At 52.5% G+C, this 22771-nt stretch carries 21 protein-coding genes and 1 other RNA gene; 13 read left to right on the forward strand and 9 right to left on the reverse strand.

Translation table 11 applies throughout. The features are described 5' to 3' along the window. Window positions 1-57 precede the first annotated feature (57 nt). Genes FKW31_RS04055 through FKW31_RS04065 form a run of 3 tightly spaced genes read right to left on the reverse strand, consistent with a single transcriptional unit; the run spans window position 58 to window position 4287 of the window. A complete protein-coding gene (locus FKW31_RS04055; RefSeq protein ID WP_150177869.1) occupies window positions 58-1281 on the reverse strand; it encodes a phosphoglycerate kinase in 1224 nt (407 codons plus the stop codon). Further along, window positions 1281-2303 (reverse strand): type I glyceraldehyde-3-phosphate dehydrogenase, encoded by a 1023-nt coding sequence (gap, locus tag FKW31_RS04060; protein ID WP_150177871.1) that lies wholly within the window; start codon window positions 2301-2303, stop codon window positions 1281-1283. Before gap ends, FKW31_RS04055 begins: the two co-directional genes overlap by 1 nt. Before the next feature lie 52 nt (window positions 2304-2355). Then, complete coding sequence (locus FKW31_RS04065) at window positions 2356-4287, reverse strand: transketolase-like TK C-terminal-containing protein (RefSeq protein ID WP_150177873.1); 1932 nt, start codon at window positions 4285-4287, stop codon at window positions 2356-2358. 157 nt (window positions 4288-4444) lie between these two features. Here FKW31_RS04065 and FKW31_RS04070 point away from each other — a divergent pair, with 157 nt between their 5' ends. Both FKW31_RS04070 and hemA read left to right on the forward strand, forming a co-directional pair. After that, window positions 4445-4921 (forward strand): hypothetical protein, encoded by a 477-nt coding sequence (locus FKW31_RS04070; protein WP_035352952.1) that lies wholly within the window; start codon window positions 4445-4447, stop codon window positions 4919-4921. 59 nt (window positions 4922-4980) lie between these two features. Beyond that, window positions 4981-6288: a 5-aminolevulinate synthase gene (hemA, locus tag FKW31_RS04075; RefSeq protein ID WP_006116631.1), complete on the forward strand. Its 1308-nt coding sequence runs from the start codon at window positions 4981-4983 to the stop codon at window positions 6286-6288. Between the two features lie 51 nt (window positions 6289-6339). Here the strand turns inward: hemA and FKW31_RS04080 are convergent, their stop codons facing one another. Beyond that, a complete protein-coding gene (locus FKW31_RS04080) occupies window positions 6340-7218 on the reverse strand; it encodes a DsbA family protein (RefSeq protein WP_063353258.1) in 879 nt (292 codons plus the stop codon). Window positions 7219-7265: 47 nt separating this feature from the next. Here FKW31_RS04080 and FKW31_RS04085 point away from each other — a divergent pair, with 47 nt between their 5' ends. Next, entirely contained in the window at window positions 7266-8720 is a 1455-nt protein-coding gene (locus FKW31_RS04085) for a gamma-glutamyltransferase (protein WP_150177875.1), read from the forward strand. Window positions 8721-8981: 261 nt separating this feature from the next. After that, window positions 8982-10007 (forward strand): recombinase RecA, encoded by a 1026-nt coding sequence (gene recA / locus FKW31_RS04090; RefSeq protein WP_269320058.1) that lies wholly within the window; start codon window positions 8982-8984, stop codon window positions 10005-10007. A 6-nt stretch (window positions 10008-10013) separates the two neighbouring features. Here the strand turns inward: recA and FKW31_RS04095 are convergent, their stop codons facing one another. Continuing rightward, on the reverse strand, window positions 10014-10526 hold the full coding sequence (locus FKW31_RS04095) for a GNAT family N-acetyltransferase (RefSeq protein ID WP_150177877.1): 513 nt from the start codon (window positions 10524-10526) through the stop codon (window positions 10014-10016). A gap of 69 nt (window positions 10527-10595) precedes the next feature. Between FKW31_RS04095 and FKW31_RS04100 the strand changes: the two genes are divergently transcribed. The 3 genes from FKW31_RS04100 to mdoH all read left to right on the forward strand — a co-directional run bounded on the left by FKW31_RS04100 (window position 10596) and on the right by mdoH (window position 14707). Beyond that, on the forward strand, window positions 10596-10961 hold the full coding sequence (locus FKW31_RS04100; protein ID WP_006116636.1) for a winged helix-turn-helix domain-containing protein: 366 nt from the start codon (window positions 10596-10598) through the stop codon (window positions 10959-10961). A gap of 66 nt (window positions 10962-11027) precedes the next feature. Beyond that, window positions 11028-12572 carry a glucan biosynthesis protein gene (locus tag FKW31_RS04105; protein WP_063353261.1) on the forward strand — a complete coding sequence of 515 codons (1545 nt, stop codon included), beginning with the start codon at window positions 11028-11030 and terminating at the stop codon, window positions 12570-12572. A gap of 2 nt (window positions 12573-12574) precedes the next feature. Then, window positions 12575-14707, forward strand: a complete 2133-nt coding sequence (gene mdoH / locus FKW31_RS04110) for a glucans biosynthesis glucosyltransferase MdoH (RefSeq protein ID WP_193562037.1) — start codon at window positions 12575-12577, stop codon at window positions 14705-14707. Window positions 14708-14755: 48 nt separating this feature from the next. On the opposite strand, the gene nagA is transcribed toward mdoH, so the two are convergent. From nagA to FKW31_RS04125, 3 genes are read right to left on the reverse strand one after another with little or no spacing between them, the layout of a single operon-like run. Then, complete coding sequence (nagA, locus tag FKW31_RS04115; protein WP_150177882.1) at window positions 14756-15859, reverse strand: N-acetylglucosamine-6-phosphate deacetylase; 1104 nt, start codon at window positions 15857-15859, stop codon at window positions 14756-14758. A 12-nt stretch (window positions 15860-15871) separates the two neighbouring features. Beyond that, complete coding sequence (gene gluP, locus FKW31_RS04120) at window positions 15872-17146, reverse strand: glucose/galactose MFS transporter (protein ID WP_150177884.1); 1275 nt, start codon at window positions 17144-17146, stop codon at window positions 15872-15874. 33 nt (window positions 17147-17179) lie between these two features. Continuing rightward, window positions 17180-17722: a hypothetical protein gene (locus FKW31_RS04125; RefSeq protein ID WP_050793146.1), complete on the reverse strand. Its 543-nt coding sequence runs from the start codon at window positions 17720-17722 to the stop codon at window positions 17180-17182. A 29-nt stretch (window positions 17723-17751) separates the two neighbouring features. Between FKW31_RS04125 and ffs the strand changes: the two genes are divergently transcribed. From ffs to folB, 6 genes are all read left to right on the forward strand, one after another. Then, an RNA gene (gene ffs, locus FKW31_RS04130) (signal recognition particle sRNA small type) lies at window positions 17752-17849 on the forward strand. 71 nt (window positions 17850-17920) lie between these two features. Then, window positions 17921-19915: a DNA polymerase III subunit gamma/tau gene (locus tag FKW31_RS04135; RefSeq protein WP_150177886.1), complete on the forward strand. Its 1995-nt coding sequence runs from the start codon at window positions 17921-17923 to the stop codon at window positions 19913-19915. Window positions 19916-20014: 99 nt separating this feature from the next. Beyond that, the gene (locus tag FKW31_RS04140; RefSeq protein WP_035350700.1) at window positions 20015-20338 is read left to right on the forward strand and encodes a YbaB/EbfC family nucleoid-associated protein; all 324 of its coding nucleotides are present in this window, start codon (window positions 20015-20017) and stop codon (window positions 20336-20338) included. 31 nt (window positions 20339-20369) lie between these two features. After that, entirely contained in the window at window positions 20370-20966 is a 597-nt protein-coding gene (recR, locus tag FKW31_RS04145; protein WP_035350698.1) for a recombination mediator RecR, read from the forward strand. A 20-nt stretch (window positions 20967-20986) separates the two neighbouring features. Further along, window positions 20987-21787 carry an SDR family oxidoreductase gene (locus FKW31_RS04150; RefSeq protein ID WP_035350721.1) on the forward strand — a complete coding sequence of 267 codons (801 nt, stop codon included), beginning with the start codon at window positions 20987-20989 and terminating at the stop codon, window positions 21785-21787. 3 nt (window positions 21788-21790) lie between these two features. Then, entirely contained in the window at window positions 21791-22192 is a 402-nt protein-coding gene (gene folB, locus FKW31_RS04155; protein WP_006116645.1) for a dihydroneopterin aldolase, read from the forward strand. Between the two features lie 71 nt (window positions 22193-22263). On the opposite strand, the gene FKW31_RS04160 is transcribed toward folB, so the two are convergent. Next, window positions 22264-22599 carry a TIGR02300 family protein gene (locus FKW31_RS04160; RefSeq protein WP_006116646.1) on the reverse strand — a complete coding sequence of 112 codons (336 nt, stop codon included), beginning with the start codon at window positions 22597-22599 and terminating at the stop codon, window positions 22264-22266. Window positions 22600-22771: the final 172 nt, after the last annotated feature.

A 22771-nucleotide genomic window follows, 5' to 3' on the forward strand; every position in this document is an offset into this window, starting at 1 on the left:
CTGAAGTGGTTTTGCAAGAATAAGTTTTAAAACAAAGTTATGTTCTAAAACTTTGCCTTAGATTGGCAGGGTTTTTTCCAGTGTGGTGCTGATAGCCGTTAGGCCGGGTAGGATCTTGCCTTCCAGCCATTCCAGAAAAGCCCCACCTGCGGTGGAAACATAAGACATCTTATGCAGTACACCCGCATGGCGGAGGGCGGAAACAGTATCCCCACCACCGGCTACGGTTTTCAGTTTGCCTTCCTGCGTGAGCTGAGCAGCAGCCTGAGCTACAGCATTGGTGCCTTCATCAAACGGTGGCAGCTCAAACACGCCCAAAGGCCCATTCCAGACCAGCGTTTTTAGGCCTGCAAGCTTGCTTTGCAGCAGCTTTACTGTTTCTGGGCCAACGTCCAGCGCCATCCAGCCATCAGGAATAGCCGTTGCGGGCACAACCTGTGTGGGGGCCCCTGCAATAAAATCTTCCGAAATCACGACATCTACGGGAAGAATGAGATCGCATTTTTTGGCTTGGGCCTGTTCCATAATCGTACGTGCTGTATCCAGCATGTCTTTCTCGATCAGGGATTTGCCAACCTGTAGGCCCTTGGCGGCCAGAAACGTGTTGGCCATGGCGCCGCCAATAGCCAGCATGTCCACCTTAGCCAGCATGTTTTCAAGTAGCTGAAGTTTGGTGGAAATTTTTGCGCCGCCCACAATAGCTCCTACGGGCCGCTCCGGATTTTCCAGCGCAGCATACAGGGCTTCCAGTTCCGCCTGCATCAACCGGCCACCATAAGATGGCAGATGGGCTGCAACACCAGCAGTAGAAGCGTGTGCCCGATGGGCGGCGGAAAAGGCATCATTCACATACACATCGCCCAGACTGGCGAGGGCAGCGGACAAGCCTGCATCGTTCTTTTCTTCACCCGGCTGGAAGCGCGTGTTTTCCAGCAGCAGGATGTCTCCATCCTGCATGGAGCGCGCAGCAGCCTCTGCATCCGGGCCGATGCAATCATGCGCAAAGCTGACGGGCCGCCCCAAAGCTGTAGCCAGAGCCGTAGCTATGGGCTGGAGCGACATATCCGGCACCACCTTGCCTTTTGGCCGGTCAAAATGGCTGAGCAGGATAACCCGCCCGCCTTTTTCAGCCAGTTCACGAATGGTGGGCACAACACGTTCAATACGTGTTTCGTCCGTTACCTTCCCGTCTTTCATGGGGACGTTCAGGTCTACACGCAGCAGAATACGTTTGCCCTTGGGGTCAAGCGTATCCAGCGTGCTGAAGGGAAGTTCCGTCATTACAGGCTCCCGAACAGGGCGGCTGTATCAGACATGCGGTTGGAGAAGCCCCATTCGTTATCGTACCAAGCGCAGACACGAACAAGCTTGCCGCCATCTACCAACGCTGTCTGAGTTGCATCGAATGTTGAAGATGCCAGCGCATGGTTGAAATCAGAGCTGACAAGCGGTGCATCAGAATAAGCCAGAGCGTTTTTCATCTTGCCGGAGTCTACAACGGCCTTGATGGCATTGTTGACATCTTCAACCGAAGTTGGCGCGTTTTTGGGCACAAAGTCCAGAGAAACGATGGAAACATTGGCGGTGGGAACACGAATGGCGGTGCCATCCAGCTTGCCTTTAAGCTGCGGCAGAACCAACCCAACAGCGCGGGCTGCACCAGTGGAAGTCGGGATCATATTCAGGCCAGCAGCGCGGGCGCGGCGCAGATCCTTGTGCAGGGTATCCACTGTGCGCTGGTCACCTGTATAGGAATGGATGGTGACCATATAGCCACGTTCAATCCCAAAGGCATCTTCCAGCACCTTGGCCACTGGGGTCAGACAGTTGGTGGTGCAGGATGCGTTGGAGATCACGGTCATGTCCGGTGTCAGAACATCCTGGTTCACGCCGTAAACAATGGTGGCATCTACATCCGTCGCGGGTGCGGAAACAATAACCTTGCGGGCGCCAGCCGTAAGCAGAGGCTGGGCTTTTTCCTTGGAGGTGAACAGGCCTGTGCATTCCATGGCCACATCAACGCCCTGGAAAGGCACTTTGGAGGGATCACGTTCCGCAGAAACGGTAATGGGGTCCCATGTGCGGCCGTTGGCGGTGACAATAATTTTGTTGCCATCCACCCGAATATCAGCAGGCAGGCGACCATGTACGCTGTCATAGCTTAGCAGATGGGCATTGGCTTCTACGCTGCCCAGATCATTGATAGCTACAGGCACAACATCGGTGCGTCCGCTCTCAATAATGCCGCGCAGCACAAGGCGGCCGATGCGTCCGAAGCCATTGATAGCGATTTTGACTGCCATGGTTTTCTTTCTCCGTTCTGTCGTTCTGTGATCTTGTGCGATCTTCTTATTGTTACAACGGCTCCCGCTCTTGCCGACGGGAGGTAGGTGATGACGCCTGAAGGAACCTTTCTTCTATGGCGCCGGATGCGCGCAAGTGTTTTAAAACCCGCGCACAAATCGCTCCGGCAGTAATGCCAAAACGTTCATACACCGCGTTGGCAGGTGCGGATACGCCAAAATCATCCATACCAACGAAAAATCCTTGGCTACCCAGCCAGCGTTCCCATCCGAACCCCGATGCAGCTTCAATCCCCACACGCAGCGCATCCGTGCCCAGAATGGTTGTTTTGTAAGCTTCGGGTTGATTGGAAAAGACTTCCCAACAGGGAATGGAAACCACAGCAGCCTGTACGCCGTGTTGCCGCAAAAGCTGTTCTGTTTCCAGTGCAATACTTACCTCTGGGCCGGAGGCTATAAGGGTAACGTGCCGCGAGCTACTGCCATGCAAAATATATCCCCCACGGGCAGCAGACCCCTGCATGGGCACTGCATAGGAATGTTCGGGCGGGTTAGGGCAGAGCATGATAACAGCAGGGCCAGATTGCCAACGGATGGCTGCCTTCCAGCAAGCAAATGCTTCCTGTGCGTTTGCTGGCCGAAAAACGGCTAAATGAGGCATGGCGCGTAGGCTTGCCAGTTGTTCTACTGGTTGCCAGCTTGCCCCATCATGGCTGAGAGCCAGCCCATCATCTGTTAAAAGGTAGATAATTTTCTGGCGCATCAGTGCGGCCATGCGGAGTGCCGCCCGCATACGGTCCACCGTAATCATGCTGGCAATGCCACAGGGCAAAATACCACCATGCAAGGACATGCCATTTAACATTCCGGCCATGCCATGTTCCTGAATATTACATGGCCAGTCTGGTTGGATGTGCGCTGCGGCAGATGTGCGCGGCAACGCAGAGGTAGCCGTTAAGACTGTCAGTTCTGGTAAAAGAGCGGAAAGCGTATGCAGGCTGGTAATGGCCGCCTGCTGGGTGGAAGCCTGATGTGTGAGTTGCATGGCACGGCGGCAAAGCCGGTTCCAGTCCTCCATCAATAGGCTGGGGAATGTATTGGTCGTTTCACGCTCAAAGGCGGTGCGTTGGCGGTGTCTGGCCAGCCGTTTTAGCCAAGAACGGTATGTTGTGGTGCCGCGTCTGGCAGTTGGACTCCAAGGGCCGGTCAGTTCTTCTTCTGGAGATAGGCTGGGTTGGGGGTGAAAGGTTTGTGGGCTTTCAGGCGGCATGCAAGCAATAAGTGTTGGTTTTTTAGCGCGCATGGTGGCTGCTAAAGCGCCGTTGATGGCGCTTAATTGTGATGCGTCCACTTTGCGGATGCTCCACCCAGATGCGCTGAAACGTGCCAAAGAGTTTGAAAACTCGGTTCTATCTGCTCCCGGTGTGGGGCTAACCAGAACGGCAAGTTGGGTCAGCCCAAAACGTCCGGCAAGCTGCGCGGCTTCCATGGCAACACCTGTTGCCAAATCTCCATCACGCGCAAGCACCCATGTGCGGTGGTTTACCAATGAGCGTCCATAGCGCTTTGCCAGCAGGTGTTCTGCAAGTGCCATACCAGCTGCCGCTGCAATGCCTTGCCCAGCAGGGCCGGGGGCGGTTTCTACGCCCGGGTGGACGCCATATTCCAAAGGGGACTCGGAAAACGCATAAGTGCCGCTAAGGTGCAACATGGCCTGCAATAAAGGATGCAAGGTAGCGGAAGGCACAACAAACCTGTCTCGGTCGGGCCAATCGGGGTGTGTTGGATCAAAACGTAGCATGCGGCACCACAGTGCCGTAACAGGCAGGCAAAGTGTTTGCAGCAACGCCAGATGCGCAGAATTTCTGGTTTTACCAAGCAGTACACGGGCTGCCGCACATAGGCGCAGCACAACGGTATCCTGTGCAGGTAGGGCTGCTACAGGGGAAGTAAATGGATGCTCTATGAGTGTGGCCTGTGCCATTGGAAAGAGAGTGTGGAACGAATTTTTGCTGCTGAAAAGGGTATGAAAAGGCCCAAAGGGCTTGCACCCGGTGCAGGACAGCGCGAAAGAAATAAAAATGGCCCCGTAAAGCCATGTTGAATTGCCATTATACGTTCTGGTGGAGAACTGTCCTGTTATGCTGCCCGTTTCCCGAGTTACAGAAAAAGGGTCTTTTCTCCGTGTCGTTGTTGCGGGGTGCGTGCTGGTTGGCATGACAGGCTGCAAGCTGGTTGATCAAAAAACCTTCAACCCAAACGCAGGCGTGGCACCCAAGCCATACATTCCGCCACCGCCACCGGGGCCGCCACCTGTGCCGCCATTGATTGAACTGGCTGCTGGCACCCCTGCATCGCAATGGGAAGCTCCGGTTGATCAGATTACGCGCCTTGCCCTTAGCCGCAAACCTGATGTTCTGTTTGTTGTCAGATGTCTTGTGCCGCCACAGGCCAATGCAGATGCGGAACAATCTTCCCTGATGAACTTGGTGCAGGGTGATGGCCGTGCTGTGTTGCAGGAAATGATTAATGCTGGAGCATCAGAGGCGCAGGTGGAAATGTCCGCTATGCCGGATTCTTCCGTGACGAAACCGGTTGTGCGGGTGTATGTGCGGTAAGCAGCACTATATACACAAACGTGTGAACACACAGGCCAGACGGCCGATGGGTACGCGCCATGCCCCGACCGTTTCTGACGAGAAGCGAGGAGAAAGTTAGCGTGGGAGCGATAAAAAACGCCCGCCATCCTTTTTATGATCACTGCCATGAGGCGCTAGATCAGATCAAACATCAGGGGCGTTACAGAACCTTTACGCCATTAGCGCGTCAGGCAGAGCGTTTTCCTCTGTATGAAGAGGCTGTGCGCGATCTGCCGCAAGGGCGTGAAGTTATTGTATGGTCAACTAATGACTATCTGGGCATGGGCGTTGTGCCGGAGGTGCAGGACGCTGCTATCGCCGCTATTCGGGAGCATGGAGCTGGCGCAGGTGGTACGCGTAATATTGCCGGCACAAGCCCGCTGCATACACAGCTAGAAGCAGAACTTGCTTCCCTGCATGGTAAAGAAGCTGGGCTGCTGTTTATTTCTGGCTATGTTTCCAACCAGGCCAGCCTGCAAACCATTCTGACATCCATGCCAGGTTGGATCTGTTTTTCAGACCGACTGAACCATGCGTCCATGATTGCGGGTATTAAAGGTGCGCGCGGATCTCAGACAGTCATTTATGAACATAATGACCTGAAAGATCTGGAAGAAAAACTGGCCGCTGCGCCAAAAGATGCCCCCAAGCTGATTGCGTTTGAGAGCGTTTATTCCATGGACGGTGATATTTCCGATATTGCCGGAACCTGCGCGCTTGCCCGTAAATATAATGCACTGACTTATCTGGACGAAGTGCATGCTGTCGGCTTGTACGGTCAGGAAGGTGGCGGCGTTTCCCAGCGCGATGGTGTGGCCGATCAGGTTGACATTATCGAAGGCACACTGGCCAAGGGCTTTGGTGTGCATGGCGGTTACATTACGGCTTCTGCTGAAATTGTAGATTTCCTGCGCTCTACAGCTTCTGGCTTTATTTTCACTACAGCTTTGCCGCCACCGGTTGTGGCGGGGGCGCTTGCCAGCGTGCGCAAGGTGCGCGCGGAAAACTGGCGGCGCGAGTCTATTTTTGAACGTGTGAACACATTCCGCCATCGGCTGCGGGCTGCGGGTGTGCCATTCACCATGACACCCAGCCACATTGTGCCCATTCCTATTGGGGATGCAGAGCGTTGCAAACGCATCTGCCGCCGCTTGCTGACGGAATATGGGCATTACGCAACACCCATCAATTATCCAACTGTGCCGCAGGGCACGGAGCGCCTACGCCTAACCCCGGGGCCGTTCCATACGGATGAGATGATGGATGATCTGATTAACGCGCTGAGTGTGCTCCTGCGTGAAGAAGGCATTATGCCCGCACGCCAGGCAGCTTGTTCCGCCGCGTAAGAAAAACCATTATGGCGGGTGAGGTTGAAGCCCGCACCCGCCATAATAGGTTTAGTGACTGCTTTTCAGCTTATCCACGGCAGTTTTAAGTTCAGACAGAGAAACTGCACCGGGAATAATTGCCTGATCCCCAATAATGAAGGTGGGCGTTCCTTCCAGATTGATGGAGCGGGCCAGAGCAACATTTTTTGCCAGCGCTGTGGTAACGGCTGAGCTTTTCATATCCTTCACCAGCTTGTCTGTATCCAGTCCTGCCTGATGTGCTGCATTCCGGATTCGATCCATGCCGGGGGCAGAAGAATCCGCCATCAGGATTTTTTGGAATGGAATGTACTTGCCCTGTAGGCCGGCGGCCATAATGGCCTGCGCATCCAGTGTGCTATTAGCCCCCAGAACAGGGATAACCTTTTCCACCAGCCTTAAGTCTGGTTCTGCGGCAACAAGCGCATCCAGATCATCCAGAACCTTGCGGCAGTAAGGGCAGCGTGGATCGTAAAACTCCACCACATTCAGGGAGCCCTGTGGGTTCCCTAGCACCACATCAGTAGAACTTCCGCCAAAAAGCGGCTTGTTATGGCGTACCAAGTCTAGTGCAGAGGCATTTTTCTGCGCTGCGGCTTGGTTTTGCAGGGAGGCAATCGCATCCGACAGAATAGTGGGGTCGGTTTTCAGGGCGTTGCGCATGATGTTTACAATTTCGGCACGCTGGGCTGGTGTAAAGCTGCTGTCTGCTGCACGTACAGGCGCGGAGTCCGCACAAAACAGAGCGGTGGCCAATGCGCCAGCGCTTACTGTAAGGCGGAAGAAAGATTTCAGATTCTGCATGGTGTCCTTGTCCATAAACTGGAATGGTATGGCACGTGCGGTCATTACGGCAAGGTTGGGCTGTTGCTGCCCGCCGTAAAGCAGGTTAATCCAGAGGAATACCATCCAGACGACTGCCCGCCGGACGGGCCCAGTAGTGGAGAAAGCAAGGCGTGGCCGCCCGTTCTATTATCCCCCGTTTTACGCGGTTTAAAACCGTGCTTTCTGGTTCTCGCAAGCGTGCGGGGGCTTTGGCTCTTGCTCTTACCTCTGTTCTGCCAGCCTGTAGTTCTGGCAGTCATGTTGCGCAACCTGTGGAAACAGGATTTGTGGGAGAGGTTGTGGCGGATGAACCGCAGGCCGTTCTGGTTGGGCGTGATGTTCTGGCTAAAGGGGGCAACGCAGCAGATGCTGCGGCTGCTCTTGGGTTGGCCCTTTCTGTTACGCTGCCTTCCCGAGCCTCTTTGGGTGGTGGTGGTGCATGTCTGGCATGGAAGCCGGGTGAAAGCGCTGGGCAGGCCTTTGTATTTCTACCCAGAGCCGGGCTGAATGACACCGGGGCGGATCGTCCCGCCTCTGCTCCCATTCTGGCGCGCGGCCTGTATTTAATGCAGCTGCGTTACGGCAGTGTGGATTTTGCTGATCTGTTGTTGCCTGCGCGTAATCTGGCCTCTCGTGGTGTGCCGGTGGGCGGGTTGTTGGCGTCTGACCTTGCTGCTGTACAGGCACCTTTGCTGGCAGATGAAAAAACCCGTGCCATTTTTGGCAATGCCAACGGCAACGTATTGGTAGCAGATGACGTGATGGTGCAGACACGTCTGGCGGGTGCACTGGAGCGGATGCGTATTGCTGGTGTGGGCGATCTTTACGCCGGCGCACTGGGCCAGACATTCGCAGAGGCTGCGCGTGTTGCCGGTGCGGGGCTGACAACGTTGGATTTGCGCGCAGCTATTCCTGTGGCAGCACAGCCGCTTACAGCGCGTGTTGATGGCATTGATATCAGCTTCTTGCCGCCACCTGCAGATGGTGGGTTTGGTATGGCTGCGGCGTATCTTTCCAATGTGGGGCAAAATGGCGGCCGCGTAAGGGCGGAAACGGCTGTATCTGGTTGGCGTGCGCGGCAGGGTGCAAAAGGAGCTGCTACCAGTATTGCAGATGCACAGGCTCTTCTGAATTCTGGCCACATTCCTGCTGGCTCGGTTCTACCTGCCTTGCCTGCTTCCACATCTTTTGTGGTGACGGATAGACAGGGTGAATCTGTAAGTTGTGCATTCACCATGAACAATCTGTTTGGTACCGGGCGTATTGCTGGGTCTACAGGCATTATGCTGGGGGCTTCCCCCGTGCGGAAACCTTTGCCGCTTCTGCCTGTTGCTATTGCGCACCGGGGTAACCAGTTTCAGGCTGCGGCCACGGCATCTGGGCAGAATGTGGCGGCAGATACGGCAGCCGTAGCCTTGCAGGCAGCAATAGCGGGAAGTCGCCCACAGGTGACCAATGGTGTGGGGCGCGCCAATTTTGTGTCCTGCCCAGCCGGTTTGCCGGGGGATGGCAGTAAATGCTTTGGTTGGACTGACCCCAGAGGGTTTGGGCTGGCTCTTTCTTCCGATCATGGGAAAAAGAGCTGATAATTTTCAGAATCTTAAAAGATGGCAGATGAATTTTATGCTGCCATCTTGAAAAGTTGCCAATTTGTTCTTAATGGAACAGGTAGAGATCGCAACATTAGCAAAAAGTTTCCATAAAGCGGTTACCCAGTACATTCGTTGCTGCCGTAGGGGCTTTATGGCAGGAATTGAACGCATAATCTTTCGTGCATGGTGCGTTATGCACATTCAAGGGCCTTACGTACATCTGGCAGTCCGGCCCACAGGAAGGGAATGGTAAAAATGGATAAGGCAAAGGCTCTGGAAGGCGCGCTGGGACAGATTGAACGTGCTTTTGGCAAAGGTTCTGTCATGCGCTTGGGGCAGCGGCCCAAGGTAGAGGCAGATGTTATTCCTACTGGTTCCCTTGGGCTGGATATTGCGCTGGGCATTGGTGGGTTGCCCCGTGGCCGTGTGGTGGAAATTTACGGGCCAGAAAGCTCTGGTAAAACCACGCTTGCGCTGCATGCCATTGCAGAAGCACAAAAGCGTGGTGGCACTTGTGCTTTTATTGATGCCGAGCATGCGTTGGACCCCGGTTATGCCAAAAAGCTGGGCGTGGATGTAGATAACCTGCTTATCAGCCAGCCAGATGCGGGTGAACAGGCGTTGGAAATTGCAGATACACTCGTGCGATCCGGCGCTATTGACGTTCTGGTGGTAGATAGTGTTGCAGCACTGGTGCCGCGCGCAGAACTGGAAGGAGACATGGGCGATAGCCATGTTGGCCTTCATGCGCGTTTGATGAGCCAGGCTTTGCGTAAGCTTACGGGTACGGTGGCACGCTCCAATACTCTGATGATTTTCCTGAACCAGATCCGCCTGAAAATTGGTGTGATGTTTGGTAATCCGGAAACAACCACGGGTGGTAATGCTCTGAAGTTCTATTCTTCCGTGCGTATGGATATTCGCCGCATCGGGTCCATCAAGGACAAGGATGAGGTGACAGGTAATCAGACGCGCGTAAAGGTTGTTAAAAACAAGATGGCACCACCTTTCCGTCAGGTAGAATTTGATATTATGTACGGCGAAGGCATCAGTAAGGTTGGTGAGCTGATTGATCTTGGCGTAAAAGCCGGAGTTGTTGAAAAATCTGGCTCATGGTTTTCATACGATAGCCAGCGCATTGGGCAGGGGCGTGAAAATGCCAAGCAGTTCTTGCGTGATCACCCAGAAATGGCCGCGGATATTGAACGCCGCGTGCGTGAACACGCAGGCGTTGTTGCCGAGGCTATGATGGTGGCACCAGAACACCATGAAGGTGACTAAAGTTTTCTAGCTTATAGCGCGATAGAGCAGGCGGGCTTGCGCATCATAAGATGCCAGCACCGCCTGTTCTGCTTTGTTGGTAGGTGCATCCGTAAAGCCTGCTTTCTGCCAAAAGCCAATGGCGTGGCAGGTAGATGTAAGTAAAAGAGTATGCAGTTTTTGCCTGCGCGCAGCCTGTTCGGCCAATAGCAAAGCCTGTTGCGCAAACCCTTGCCCCCTTACTGTTGGGGATAAGGCAAGATCATGAATATACCAACTGTCTACCTTACGAGGTAGGGTATGCAGCAAGGTGTTTAATGGCGGGGAAACAAGGCCTTGCCATGGGTGGCTTATCAGATAGCCAAGCACTTCTTTACCCCGCACAAGAGAAAAGCAGCCATCAGGTGCAAGTTTCAGGCGTTCTTCAAAAACGACCAGATCTTCCATGTAATCGGGATGGACGCGGGCAGTTAATGTCATAACACCGGCAAGATCATCTGGTGTCATGGAACGCCAAGTGGTATCTGCGCTGGGAGTCATATAGAATTTCCGTTTTTTCCTTATACAGTTATTCAGCTTAAAGGCTGATAACTGGAAAAGTGGGTAGGCATGACGGCACGAGTAAGACTGACATTGCGGCTAGATGCAGATGGTAAGCCTGCGTTGGGGCATGGTAAGATACATCTTCTGGAAAAGTTGGAAGAAACAGGCTCCATTTCAGCGGCGGGGCGCGCCATGGGTATGTCTTACCGTCGTACATGGCTGTTGGTAGATAATCTGAACCAGCTTTTTAAGGAACCTCTGGTTATCACGCGGCCCGGCGGTGGCGGTGGGGCTTTTCTTACACTTACAGGTAAAACTGTTGTCACGCTGTATCGGCAGATTGCAGATAAGGCAGCACAGGCTGCTCGTTCTGATATAGCGGAACTGGAAAATTTATTGTCTGCGTGCCCACAAAAAACCTCACCAGAATGAGATGGGTCTATTCAGAACAATGAAACAACCATCCCATAAAATTTAGCAAAAGAGCGGGAGACAGACGTGTCAGCAAATGTGCAGCGACGTGATGTAATCAAGGCAGGGGCAGGCGCTACCCTGGCTTCGCTGGTAGGAGGTGCCATTGGGCGGGCACATGCCGAAGGGCTAGCAAATGCTACTGGTGCATTTGATGATAACACAGTTGCGCAGATTGCTCGCAGGCTGGCAAATGGACCTTACAAGGGGCCAGATCAAACGTTACCAAAGGCACTTTCAAACCTGAATTTTGATCAATTCCGGAGCATTGCCTACCGTCCAGATCGCGCTTTGTGGGCTGGCGATAATTTGGGTTTTGATGTGGAATTTTATCCGCGTGGTTTTTTATACAAGCCGCGGATCGAAATTTACGAAGTGCAGAATGGGCAGGCAGCAGCCGTTCCTTATTCTCCAGATTTGTTTACATATGCAGATCCTTCTTTGCGGGTAGAAGATAATCTGGGTTTTGCAGGTTTGCGGCTACGTGCCCCCATTAACACCCCGGGTGTAATGGAAGAGTTCTGTGTTTTTCTTGGGGCATCGTATTTTCGTGCAGTAGGTAAAGACCAGATTTATGGGCTTTCTGCACGTGGCTTTGCTGATGGCACGGGTGATCCTAAAGGCGAGGAATTTGCTCTTTTTCGCGCCTTCTGGTTGGAAAAACCTCAGCCGGGCGTGCAGTCTGTTGTTATACATGCGTTGTTAGATAGCCCATCTCTTACAGGGGCGTTTCGTTTTACCATCCGCCCCGGTGACAGCACGGTGTTTGATGTGCAGTCCACATTATTCCCACGCACCAAGATAGAACAATCTGGCATCGCGCCCCTTACGGGCATGTTTTATTTTGATGGCAACGATCGCAACCACATTGATGACTGGCGCCCCGCTGCGCATGATAGCGAAGCTCTGCAAATGTGGACAGGAGCAGACCAACAGCTTTATCGCCCATTGCGTAACCCGCTTGATCTCCAGTTTTCAACATTTTCTGATACCTCTCCGCGCGGTTTCGGGCTGATGCAGCGCAGACGTTCTTTTCATGATTATGAAGATCTGGCCTTGCATTATGAAAAGCGTCCCTCCCTGTGGATTGAGCCTATTGGAGACTGGGGTTCCGGCTGGGTAGATCTGGTGGAAATTCCTACACCCAATGAAGTAAACGATAATATTGTTGCCTTCTGGCGGCCCAAGGAACCTTTGCTGGCTGGCAAGGAATACAGCTTCACCTATCGTATGTACTGGGGATGGGATGCACCTTTTCCCACTCCGTTGGCGCGTATTGGTGCCACACGTGTAGGCGCTGTGGTGGATGATAAGACCGCTCGTTTCTTCGCCATAGATTTTGTGGGCGCACCTTTTGAGCATCTGCCAAAAGACACGCACTTCCACGTTTCTCCGCAAGCATCTGCGGGCACAATTCGTAATGTTGTTGTAGAGCCAAATCCGGAAATTAATGGTTGGCGCACAACATTTGAGTTTGTGCCAGGTGATGCCAAGGTGGCGGATTTAAGCTGTGCCCTAGAAACCGATACGGGCCCAGTGTCTGAACAGTGGCTATACCGATGGACGCCGTAAGCATGCCGGATTCTACACAAATGTTTCGTGCTCTCCCTTCAGAATCTCCGTTGGATATGCCGGTGCAGGATTTTCATGCTGCACCCAATATGGCAGGGCGTGGCCGCACGCCTCTTACTTCTCCGCGGAATATCGTGCTGCGTCGGTTGGTTGTTATTGGATCAGCATTGTTGCTGACAGCCTACGGGGCATGGCGCACGCATAAAGTGATGGATGAAGCAGGTGTTTCCACCTTGGGTGTGATCATGCTGCTGTTGTTTATTGCTCTATTTATGTGGATTGCACTGGCATTTACATCTTCTGTTGCCGGGTTCTGTTCTCTGGTTGCGCATGGTGGCCTTGGGCTAGGTATCAGCAAATCTGGCCCGCTGCCGCAGCTTACACGGCAGAATGCTGTTCTGCTACCTACGTATAATGAACCTCCTCGCCGTGTTATGGCGGGGTTGAAAGCTATTTACGATAGTTTGCAGGAAACGGGGGAATTGGATGCCTTCGATTTCTTTATTCTCTCAGACACCACAAACCCGGATGTATGGGTAGAGGAAGAGGCAGCCTTCCTGGCGCTGCGTGAAGAAACTGGCGGATATGATCATATCTTTTACCGCCGTCGCCATAATAATGTAGAGCGTAAGGCTGGTAATCTGGGGGAATGGGTGCGCCGCTTTGGCGGAGCATATGACCACATGGTTACGTTGGATGCAGACTCCGTTATGTCTGGCGCCACGTTGGTGCGTATGGCCGCAGCCATGGAGCGTAACCCTGGTGTGGGCCTTATACAGACACTTCCGGTTATTACTGGTGGCACAACGCTTTTTGCACGTTTGCAACAGTTTGCGGGCCGTGTGTACGGGCCTGTTATTGCGTACGGTATTGCATGGTGGCATGGCTCGGAGGGGAATTACTGGGGCCATAATGCCATTATTCGCACTCGCGCTTTTGCCGAACAGGCAGGCATGCCGCATGTGCCGGGCAAGCCACCTTTTGGTGGGCATATTCTGAGCCATGACTTTGTAGAAGCTGCCTTAATGCGCCGCGGGGGCTGGGCCATTCATATGGTGCCAGCTCTTGATGGCTCTTACGAGGAAAGTCCTCCTTCCCTTACAGATGTTGCCATTCGCGATAGGCGTTGGTGCCAAGGTAATTTGCAGCACGTCAAGGTTCTGCCAACAAAGGGGCTGCATTGGGTCAGCCGGATGCACATGGTTGTTGGTATCGGGGCTTATGTAACATCGCCTTTGTGGCTTGTGTTTTTGTTGACAGGTATTTTAATTTCTCTTCAGGCTCATTTTGAGCGGCCAGAATATTTTGGGGAAACAAAGCTTCTTTATCCACACTGGCCGCATGTTGATCCTGTGCAGGCGAAGTATGTGTTTATCGGCACCATGATTGTGCTGCTAGCACCAAAACTTCTTGCGTATATCGCGTTGTTGCTGGATAGGGAAAACTGCAAAGGGTGTGGTGGTGCCATACGTGCGGCAGGTTCCATATTAGTGGAAACGCTGATTGGCGGTTTGATTGCACCAATAGCCATGCTGATTCAAACACTCGGTGTATTCTCCATTCTCACAGGCCACGATTCCGGCTGGAATGCACAGCGGCGAGATGATGGCGGTGTGCCATTTATGGATATTGTCCGTCAGTATGGGCGTTTTACCATTTTTGGTGTGCTATTAGGGGCCGGAGCATGGGTTGTGTCTCCCTCTCTTTTTTTCTGGATGACACCGGTTTTGCTGGGGCTGGTTTTTTCCATTCCTCTGGTGGCGTTTACCAGCAGCCGTAATGTTGGCTTGGATTTTCGCAAAGCTGGCCTTCTTTTAGTGCCGGAAGAAACCAATATGCCGGATGTTCTTAAAAAGGTAGAGCAAGACCGCGAAAGTGATGAAACTCCAGATCTTCCAGAAGATGCTTTGCGGGCTTTGCGGGCAGATGTGGGGCTGGCGCAGGCGCATATGGCTATGCTGCCGCCAGAGCGTAAAGCGGGAGATCCCATTAATGCGGATCAGCTTGTGGGTTTGGTAAAACTTTCAGAATCTCACACAGTTTCTGAGGTTGAACATAAGCTTACGGTAAAAGAAAAAGCTGCAGTGCTGGGCACACGCAAAGGCGTGGAAAGCGTTCTGCAACTTTCAGAGTAAATCTTGCGTATAAGGCGGGAAGAAACATAAAAAGTCTTCCCGTCTTTTTTAATAAATACGCTGGCCGCTTACCCATACTTCCTGCACATACAGGTTGGAATCCATTACAACAAAATCAGCACGTTTTCCGGCCTCTAATATGCCGCGGTCATGCAGCCCTAGATAGTTTGCTGGGTTGCGCGTTAAAAGTGCTACTGCTTCGTGCAATGATGTTCCGGTATTTACGGCATTGCGTAGGGCAACATCTAATGTCAGCACGCTTCCTGCAAGGCTACCATTTGGCAAGCGTGCTGTTCCATTTTCTACAATTACGTCTTGCCCACCAAGTTGGCTTGGCCCATCTGGCAAACCAGCAGCACGCATGGCATCGGTTACAAAAACAAGCCGATCTGGCATAATGCGTTGAGCTAGTTGAAATGTTGCTGGATGGATATGGTGTGTATCAAAAATCATTTCGGCATAGGCGTCACTGCACATTAAGGCGGTAACTGGGCCGGGGCGTCTGCTTTCAATGGGGGGCATAGCGTTAAAGAGATGGGTGCCGCCAACCACACCACCAGATTTGCAAATATGACAAATAGCCTGATGAGCTTGTTCATAACTGGCAACTGTATGACCAAGGCTGACACGCACGCCAGCTTTGGCAAAACTTTCCATGGCAGTTTGTGCATGAGGAAGCTCCGGTGCCAGTGTCACAACACGCACGCAGTTTGTAGCAAGAACTTCTAAAACCTTGTCTGATGTTGGGGCGATATTAAAAGGAGGCTGAGCCCCGAGTTTATGGGGGCTCACAAAAGGTCCTTCCAGATGCGCGCCATGTATCATGGGGCCATCTGGAATTTGTTGCCCAGTCACTTCAGCAATAGCATGCAATGTGTTGATAACATCCGGCCAAGGGCTGGTGATGGTTGTTGGCAATAATGTTGTCGTGCCATGCCGAGCATGAAACCGGCTAAGGGTGTGAATGGCTTTTACACCATCCATTGTATCTGCGCCGTCGCCCCCGTGGATGTGTCCGTCGATAAAGCCAGGGAGAATATAGCGGTCTGTTTCATGTTGAGTAGGTGTAATATCCTGAATTCTGGTTTCAAAATGTATACTTCCGCTTACAATTGTATTTGGAAGCACAAGATTTCCGGAAAGTTCGGTCATATCAGCCAACCATTAGGTGTTTGTGTTGTGGGGTGTTTTTGAAAAACGTAAAATAAATAATGAAATTACAAAATAGCATATGCAGGATAATGCTGAAAATGCTGCCTGAAACCCTATAATGGATTTTAGCCATACAAAGCATTGTGGTAAAATACCACCTCCACAATATGCCATAACCAACAACGCAGAGACAAAAGAGGTTTTGTTGTGGGTGGAGTTTAAAACGGTTGGAAAAAGAGATGGAAATATCATGGAATTTGAGAATCCAAGAAGCGCTACGCATGCAACAGATATGTATCCATGAGTCATATATGCCAGAAGGCTTAAGGCAAAACCTGTAAGGCAGGAAAGCAGAAGTGCACGCTCTTGAGAGATGTGGCGTGGTACACATATTAACCCAACCAGATACCCACAAAGCATACAAACAAGAGTAGCTGATGTAAAAAGACTGGATATTCTGAATGGAATATGAAATCCAGATGCATAGGTTCCAATAGCATCTCCAGCCAACACCTCTACACCAACGTAAAGAAACATGGCCAAAACACCAAAGCATAAGGTTGGGTTTGAAGTTGTAGGAACGCTTGTTTCTATGTTTTTTAGATGAGATATTTTTATATCAGGTAGAGTTGAACATTTTATATACAAAGTTGTCAGAGCTAAAAGCGTAGCCATTCCTATATAAGGCCAGTAAATTGTAGAAATGAATTGTTGCTGTAAGATCGAATTGTTTTGTGCATTGTAAGTAAGTGGCAAATCTCCAATATGCGGCATGGCAAACGTTGCCAAAGCAATAGGAGCTAAAATGCCGCCAACTTTGTTGCAAATACCCATAATTGCAATACGTTGTGCAGCGCGATCAGTTGGGCCTAAAAAGCTTATATAAGGGTTTATAGCAACCTGCAGAAGCGCCAACCCGCTACCCAGAATTAAAAATCCGCATAATGCACCAAGGTAAGATGATGCTTTCATAAATTGGCCTGTAACAATCATGCCTGTTGTCATAATGCTTAAAGCATATATCAGGCTTTGTCGCAGGCCTTGTTTTGTTACAATTTTACCGGCCGGAATGGCGAATAAAAAATATGAAATATAAAAAACGAAAGGGATAAAAAATGCGCTTATATCATCAAGGGAAAATGCAATTTTTACAAAAGATATAAGAGGCCCATTCAGCCATGTTACAAAGCCGATTATAAAAAACAATATTGCAATCAGAATAAGTGGTAGCCAGCCATAAGGCCCGGCCGGGCAGGAAACAGCGCGCCAGAAGGTGCGATTGTGCATGCAGGGGCAGGCCTTTCTGGGTTTAAAGAAAAATCAGTTTGCAGAATCAGGCAGACTGTCAATTTTCTCACAGGTATGCGCCAGCTCGGCAGAAGGATTGGGTGCTTCGCACAGGCGCTGCACATCTGGTGCACACATTTCTATAGAATTTTCAAAATCAGATTCCAGCACATCTTCCGCAATAGCCAGATCCTGATCATGAGATCGCGCTTCTTCAGCTTTAAGCATATCCTGCGTTTTGTGCAGTTCTTTCAGTGCATCAATACAGGCCGGGCTAGCTGCTTCTGGTTTAAAGTGCAATACAGCTAGCTCTTTTTGTAACTGTACATTTGGCACGTTTGTACGGGCTGGCGGGTCATCATCTGCGCGCGCAACTGCTGAGGCAGCAAGAGAGCCCATAAAAAAGAGGGATGCCAAAGTAAGAGGCCGAAAAAGCGGAGTGGAAGGGCGGAATAAAAACACGCGCAAAACTCTCTTAATACACAGGTCTGTGCTTCTGGGGTGTTCTGTTTTTAGCCTGTTCATGGCCAGAAGGTAAAGCAACGGGCTTTGGTAGCTATTACACAGGGTTGGCATCTGCCTGCATTTAGTGTTATGTAAAAAGCGGAAAGTCGGCAGTGGACGGACACCTTGCCAACCCGGTCAGATCCGGAAGGAAGCAGCCATGGTAAGTTTCGTCCGGGTCATTGTTCGGCTTTCCACCCGTTATTTTCCGCCAATGCGGCACGTGTTTCGCATATAAAACAAGGCGTGAACTTTTTCTTCGGGCAAGACATGAGCGACAAAACAGACGCGCAGCTTCCTCAGGATGAGGGACTCCCCAATCCTGAAATGGAAGGCCCTGGTCTGTTTGGTGATGAGCCTGCCCAACAAGTGGTTGAGCAGCTTCCCGCAACGCAGGATCAGGCAGCATCGCCGTACCGGGTGCTGGCCCGTAAATATCGCCCCACCACATTTGATGATCTGATTGGCCAGGAAGCCATGGTGCGCACGCTGCGTAATGCGTTTGCACTGGGGCGGGTGGCCCACGCGTTTATGCTTACAGGTGTGCGCGGGGTGGGTAAAACCACTACAGCCCGTATTATTGCACGCGCTCTTAATTGCATCGGGCCAGATGGCAAAGGTGGCCCAACGGCAGATCCATGCGGTGTTTGCGCAAACTGTGTGGCTATTTTGAACGATCGGCACCCAGATGTGCTGGAAATGGATGCTGCCTCCCGCACAGGTGTAGATGATGTGCGTGAGATTATAGAAGCCACGCGCTTCCGCCCCATGCAAGGGCGCATGAAGGTCTTTATTATTGACGAAGTGCATATGCTTTCTCGCAATGCCTTCAATGCGCTGCTCAAAACGCTGGAAGAGCCGCCTGCACAAGTTACGTTTATTTTTGCCACGACAGAACTGCGGAAGGTGCCGGTAACGGTGCTTTCGCGTTGCCAGCGGTTTGATTTACGGCGCGTTCCACAATCTGAACTGGTGGGGTTGTTCTCCCGCATCGCAGATAAAGAGCATGTGCGCCTATCACCAGATGCGCTGGCATTGGTAGCACGGGCTGCTGATGGCTCGGTGCGTGATGGGCTTTCCTTGTTGGATCAGGCAATTGCGCAGGGTACCGGCCAAACGGATGCAGATGGTGTAATTGGCGCCACAGTTATCAGTGACATGCTGGGTTTGGCAGATCGGGAAGTTGTGTTCGATCTGCTGGAAGCGGTGTTAACAGGCAAGCCAGAGCAGGCTTTGGCGTTGCTGGATGCAGCATATGCACGCGGCGCAGACCCCGGGCTTGTGTTGGGGGATATGCTGGAACTGGTGCACACGGTTTCTCGTTTGCGGGCCGTTCCCAGCTTGCGCGATTCGGCAGATATGCCAGAGGCCGAGCGTGTGCGGGGCACGCATATGGCTGATACCTTTACTGTGCCTGTGCTGATGCGTGCGTGGCAGATGCTGGTAAAAGGGATGCAGGAAGTGGAAACCGCATCTGATAGGCGCGCTGCCGCAGATATGGTGCTGATTCGCCTGTGTTATGTGGCGGATATGCCATCTCCTGAAGATTTAATAAAACGTCTTTCTGGCGCGGGGCATTCAGCAGGGCAGGGAGTAGCTTCTCCAAATACAGGTGGAAGTTCTCAAGCCCCCACGGCTGGGGCAAGTTCTGCGTTGCCTACGCCATCAGCTTCAGCAGGGCATCAGCCGCCGCCATTGCGTATGGTGAGTGGTGGACAAAGTGTTTCTGCCGCCGTGCCAGTCGTTGCTCCGGTTTCTGCTCCCTCTGCTGAACCACAGGTTTTTCCCAACCCACGCACATGGCGAGAAGCCGTGGCTTTGGTGAAGGATCAGAAAGAAGCCATCCTGCACGGTCAGCTTCGGCATGCGGCGCATCTGGTGTCCTTTGCGCCGGGGCATATTGTGTTGCGGTTTGAACAGCACGTGCCCTCTGGGGCCGCGCAAGAACTGCGTAAAGTTTTGGATCGTGCCACGGGTATGTCATGGCGGGTGGGGCTTTCGGAGGAAGAGGGCGAACCCACTTTGGATGCGCAGGGGGCTGAAATCATTCAGTTTCGGCGTAAGGAAGCTGAAGCTCACCCATTGGTGAAGGCCATTCTCAAGTTTTTCCCGGATGCAGAACTGGGCGAAGTGCGTGATCATGGTTTGGATGATTACGGCCTACCGCCAGAAGAACCGGCCCCAGAACTGCTTTTTGCACCGTTGGATGCAGAGTTTCTGGATGATGATGAACGCCCCTATGATCCGGGCATGTCTCCAGACTGACTCCGGTGAGCAGGTAATGCACGCCCATCAGGCTGTGTGGTGTGACATATAGCAACAGGCTGCCAGTAACAGGGCAGTTTGAGAATAAAGGGATAGTTGATGAAAAATCTTGCCTCATTGATGAAGCAGGCCACGCAGATGCAGTCCAAAATGGAAGCAATGCAGAGCACGCTGGAAGCCATGAACATTGATGGTTCAGCCGGCGCAGGCATGGTTCAGGTTGTGCTGAGCGGTAAAGGAGACATGCGCTCCATTAAAATTGATCCCAAGCTGGCAGATCCAGAAGAAATGGAAATGCTGCAGGATCTGATTGTGGCGGCCTGTGCAGATGCCCGCAAAAAGCTGGATGAAAAAGCAGCAGAAGAAATGCAGAAAGTGACCGGTGGCCTGAACCTGCCTCCAGGCATGAAGCTGCCGTTCTGATATAGCGGAACGGGTAGCAGAATTGTCCGGTATGGGTGGGCAGGAAATAGAGCAGCTTATCCGGCTTTTGGGCCGGTTGCCGGGGTTTGGCCCGCGCTCTGCGCGCAGGGTTGCGCTATATTTGCTAAAGGAGCCTCAAACCCGGCTGGCACCTTTAGCGCGCGCAATGGAGCGGGCAGGCAATGCTATAAAAACCTGCTCATCCTGCGGTAATCTGGATACGATAAACCCGTGCCATATCTGTTCTGATCCTTTGCGAGATCAAGGCCTGATCTGTGTCGTGGAAACGGTGGGTGATCTGTGGGCGCTGGAGCGTGCGGGCGTGCATCGTGGAGTCTATCAGGTTCTAGGTGGCACATTGTCCCCACTGGCGGGAATCGGGCCAGAAGATCTGGATGTCGCTCCGCTGTTTGAAAAGCTGAACAAAGGCACGGTGCGCGAAATTATTCTGGCGCTAGGTGCCACGGTGGAAGGTGCTACCACCATGCATTGGCTCATGGATCAGCTTGCATCTTATGGTGGCGTGACTGTCAGCCGTGTTGCGCAAGGCGTGCCGATGGGTGGGGCATTGGATGTGCTGGATGATGGCACTTTGGCAGCAGCACTGGGCGCACGGCGCCCTGCATGACGATAAAGGAGGCAGACACGATGCCACTGAATGGTTTTCCCATTTCGGCGGCTATTCCCCGTCGTGCATTGGTTACGGGCGGAGGTGCTCGGCTTGGCCGTGCCATAGCCCTAGGGTTGGCGCAGGCCGGATTTGATGTGGCGATTCACTATCGCTCCGGGCAGGAAGATGCGCAGGAAACAGCCGCTGCTATTAATGCATGCGGGCAAAAAAGCTGCCTGTTGCAAGCTGATCTGGCGCGGGAAGAAGGGGTAGAACCTCTGGTGCAACAGGCGTCTGCGGCCTTGGGTGGGCCGCTGGGTGTTCTGGTCAACAACGCCTCTACGTTTGAGCGGGATGAGTGGCATAATGTCACCCGTGAAAGCTGGATGGCACACCTTAAACCCAACCTACGCGCCCCGTTTGTGTTGATGCAGCATTTTGCCAAGGCGCTGCCAGAAACGGCGCAGGGCATGGTGTTGAACATGCTGGATGAGCGCGTGTGGTCTCTTACGCCACATTTTGTCAGTTATACGGTTTCTAAAAGCGCTTTGTGGACGTTAACCCAAACAATGGCGTTAGCGCTGGCCCCCAAAGGCATACGTGTGAATGCTATAGGCCCCGGGCCAGCATTACCCAGTACGCGGCAGACAGAAGAACAGTTTGCCCGGCAATGTGCATCTGTGCCTTTGGGGCATGGCACATCACCGCAAGAAGTTGCGCGCGCTGCGCTGGCGCTGCTGGCTTTGCCCTCTGTAACAGGGCAGATGCTGGCATTGGATGGCGGGCAGCATTTACAATGGTCCCCGGCTTTGCCTGCCGGTGCTGTATTGGAAGAATAGAAAATGGCTGTTTTTGCTCCATGGGCGGATCAGCCGCCTTTGCGCCGCCTGTTTATCCGCAACATGATTCTAGATGCCAATATTGGCGTCTTTCCGCACGAACAGGGGGTATCGCAACGTATTCGCGTATCCGTTTCGTTCGGTGTGGATGATCGGACAGATCTGGAAATTGGCGCGGATGATCTGAGCCGCACAGTTTCCTATGAGCAAGTGGTGGTGCTGGTACGCCAGATTGTGGCGGAGGGGCACGTAAGGCTGGTGGAAACGCTGGCTGAACGTATTGCCGCCGGTGTGCTGGCAGATAATCGCGTAAAGGTTGTGCGGGTACGGATTGAAAAGCTGGATGTTTTTGAAGAAATCGAAGCCGTGGGGGTGGAAATAGAAAGACGTTCAACAACTCCGTAAAAAATTGATGAGATATTCATAAAAAAGCCCGCCAAAAGGCGGGCTTTTTTTGCTGTGTTTATGGCAGCAGATCAGGAATCGTGTTCGTCCGAATCCGTGCTGACATCAATATCGGAGCTGATGTCATCATCATCGTCATCATCCAGATCGGCGGTATCTTCTAGTACGTCATCGGCATCTGTATCCGCATCTGTATCCAGATCAATATCGTCTTCACTGGTTTTTTTGGCGGGAGCTGCCGTTACCGGGGTGCTGGACAGAGTATCAGAATTCCGGCGCAAACGGGGCACCAGTGGGGGCTGTTCCGTGCCACATTTGGGGCATACGGCAGGAGTGCGGTTTAGATCATAAAAATGGGCACCGCAGGAGACGCAGACGCGTTTGGTGCCGAGATCGGGCTGAGACATCTTGCTACCTGTCGATCCTGAGCAGTCAGATTGGGGGGCACAGATGCCCCGGAAAGAAGGACGGTTCCCTCCCGCAACACGGGGTGGAATCGAACCAGACTATAAGGCGACGCCAAATGCCATTGTGTTTTGTGTCCTGTCAAACCCGACTTGCAGAACAAATGCATTTTTT

It is taken from the genome of Acetobacter sp. DmW_136 (assembly GCF_008690365.1).
In the GTDB taxonomy this organism is placed as follows: Bacteria; Pseudomonadota; Alphaproteobacteria; order Acetobacterales; family Acetobacteraceae; genus Acetobacter; species Acetobacter oryzifermentans.

Coding starts and splice junctions, on each gene's coding strand:
- FKW31_RS04100 (WP_006116636.1), top strand. CDS start 10,596: ATGACGGCACGAGTAAGACTGACATTGCGGCTAGATGCAGATGGTAAG.
- FKW31_RS04150 (WP_035350721.1), top strand. CDS start 20,987: ATGCCACTGAATGGTTTTCCCATTTCGGCGGCTATTCCCCGTCGTGCA.
- mdoH (WP_193562037.1), top strand. CDS start 12,575: ATGCCGGATTCTACACAAATGTTTCGTGCTCTCCCTTCAGAATCTCCG.
- FKW31_RS04160 (WP_006116646.1), bottom strand. CDS start 22,599: ATGTCTCAGCCCGATCTCGGCACCAAACGCGTCTGCGTCTCCTGCGGT.
- FKW31_RS04135 (WP_150177886.1), top strand. CDS start 17,921: ATGAGCGACAAAACAGACGCGCAGCTTCCTCAGGATGAGGGACTCCCC.
- recR (WP_035350698.1), top strand. CDS start 20,370: ATGGGTGGGCAGGAAATAGAGCAGCTTATCCGGCTTTTGGGCCGGTTG.
- recA (WP_269320058.1), top strand. CDS start 8,982: ATGGATAAGGCAAAGGCTCTGGAAGGCGCGCTGGGACAGATTGAACGT.
- FKW31_RS04140 (WP_035350700.1), top strand. CDS start 20,015: ATGAAAAATCTTGCCTCATTGATGAAGCAGGCCACGCAGATGCAGTCC.
- FKW31_RS04070 (WP_035352952.1), top strand. CDS start 4,445: ATGCTGCCCGTTTCCCGAGTTACAGAAAAAGGGTCTTTTCTCCGTGTC.
- hemA (WP_006116631.1), top strand. CDS start 4,981: ATGCCCCGACCGTTTCTGACGAGAAGCGAGGAGAAAGTTAGCGTGGGA.
- folB (WP_006116645.1), top strand. CDS start 21,791: ATGGCTGTTTTTGCTCCATGGGCGGATCAGCCGCCTTTGCGCCGCCTG.
- FKW31_RS04055 (WP_150177869.1), bottom strand. CDS start 1,281: ATGACGGAACTTCCCTTCAGCACGCTGGATACGCTTGACCCCAAGGGC.
- gluP (WP_150177884.1), bottom strand. CDS start 17,146: ATGCACAATCGCACCTTCTGGCGCGCTGTTTCCTGCCCGGCCGGGCCT.
- gap (WP_150177871.1), bottom strand. CDS start 2,303: ATGGCAGTCAAAATCGCTATCAATGGCTTCGGACGCATCGGCCGCCTT.
- FKW31_RS04095 (WP_150177877.1), bottom strand. CDS start 10,526: ATGACTCCCAGCGCAGATACCACTTGGCGTTCCATGACACCAGATGAT.
- FKW31_RS04080 (WP_063353258.1), bottom strand. CDS start 7,218: ATGGTATTCCTCTGGATTAACCTGCTTTACGGCGGGCAGCAACAGCCC.
- nagA (WP_150177882.1), bottom strand. CDS start 15,859: ATGACCGAACTTTCCGGAAATCTTGTGCTTCCAAATACAATTGTAAGC.
- FKW31_RS04065 (WP_150177873.1), bottom strand. CDS start 4,287: ATGGCACAGGCCACACTCATAGAGCATCCATTTACTTCCCCTGTAGCA.
- FKW31_RS04125 (WP_050793146.1), bottom strand. CDS start 17,722: ATGCCAACCCTGTGTAATAGCTACCAAAGCCCGTTGCTTTACCTTCTG.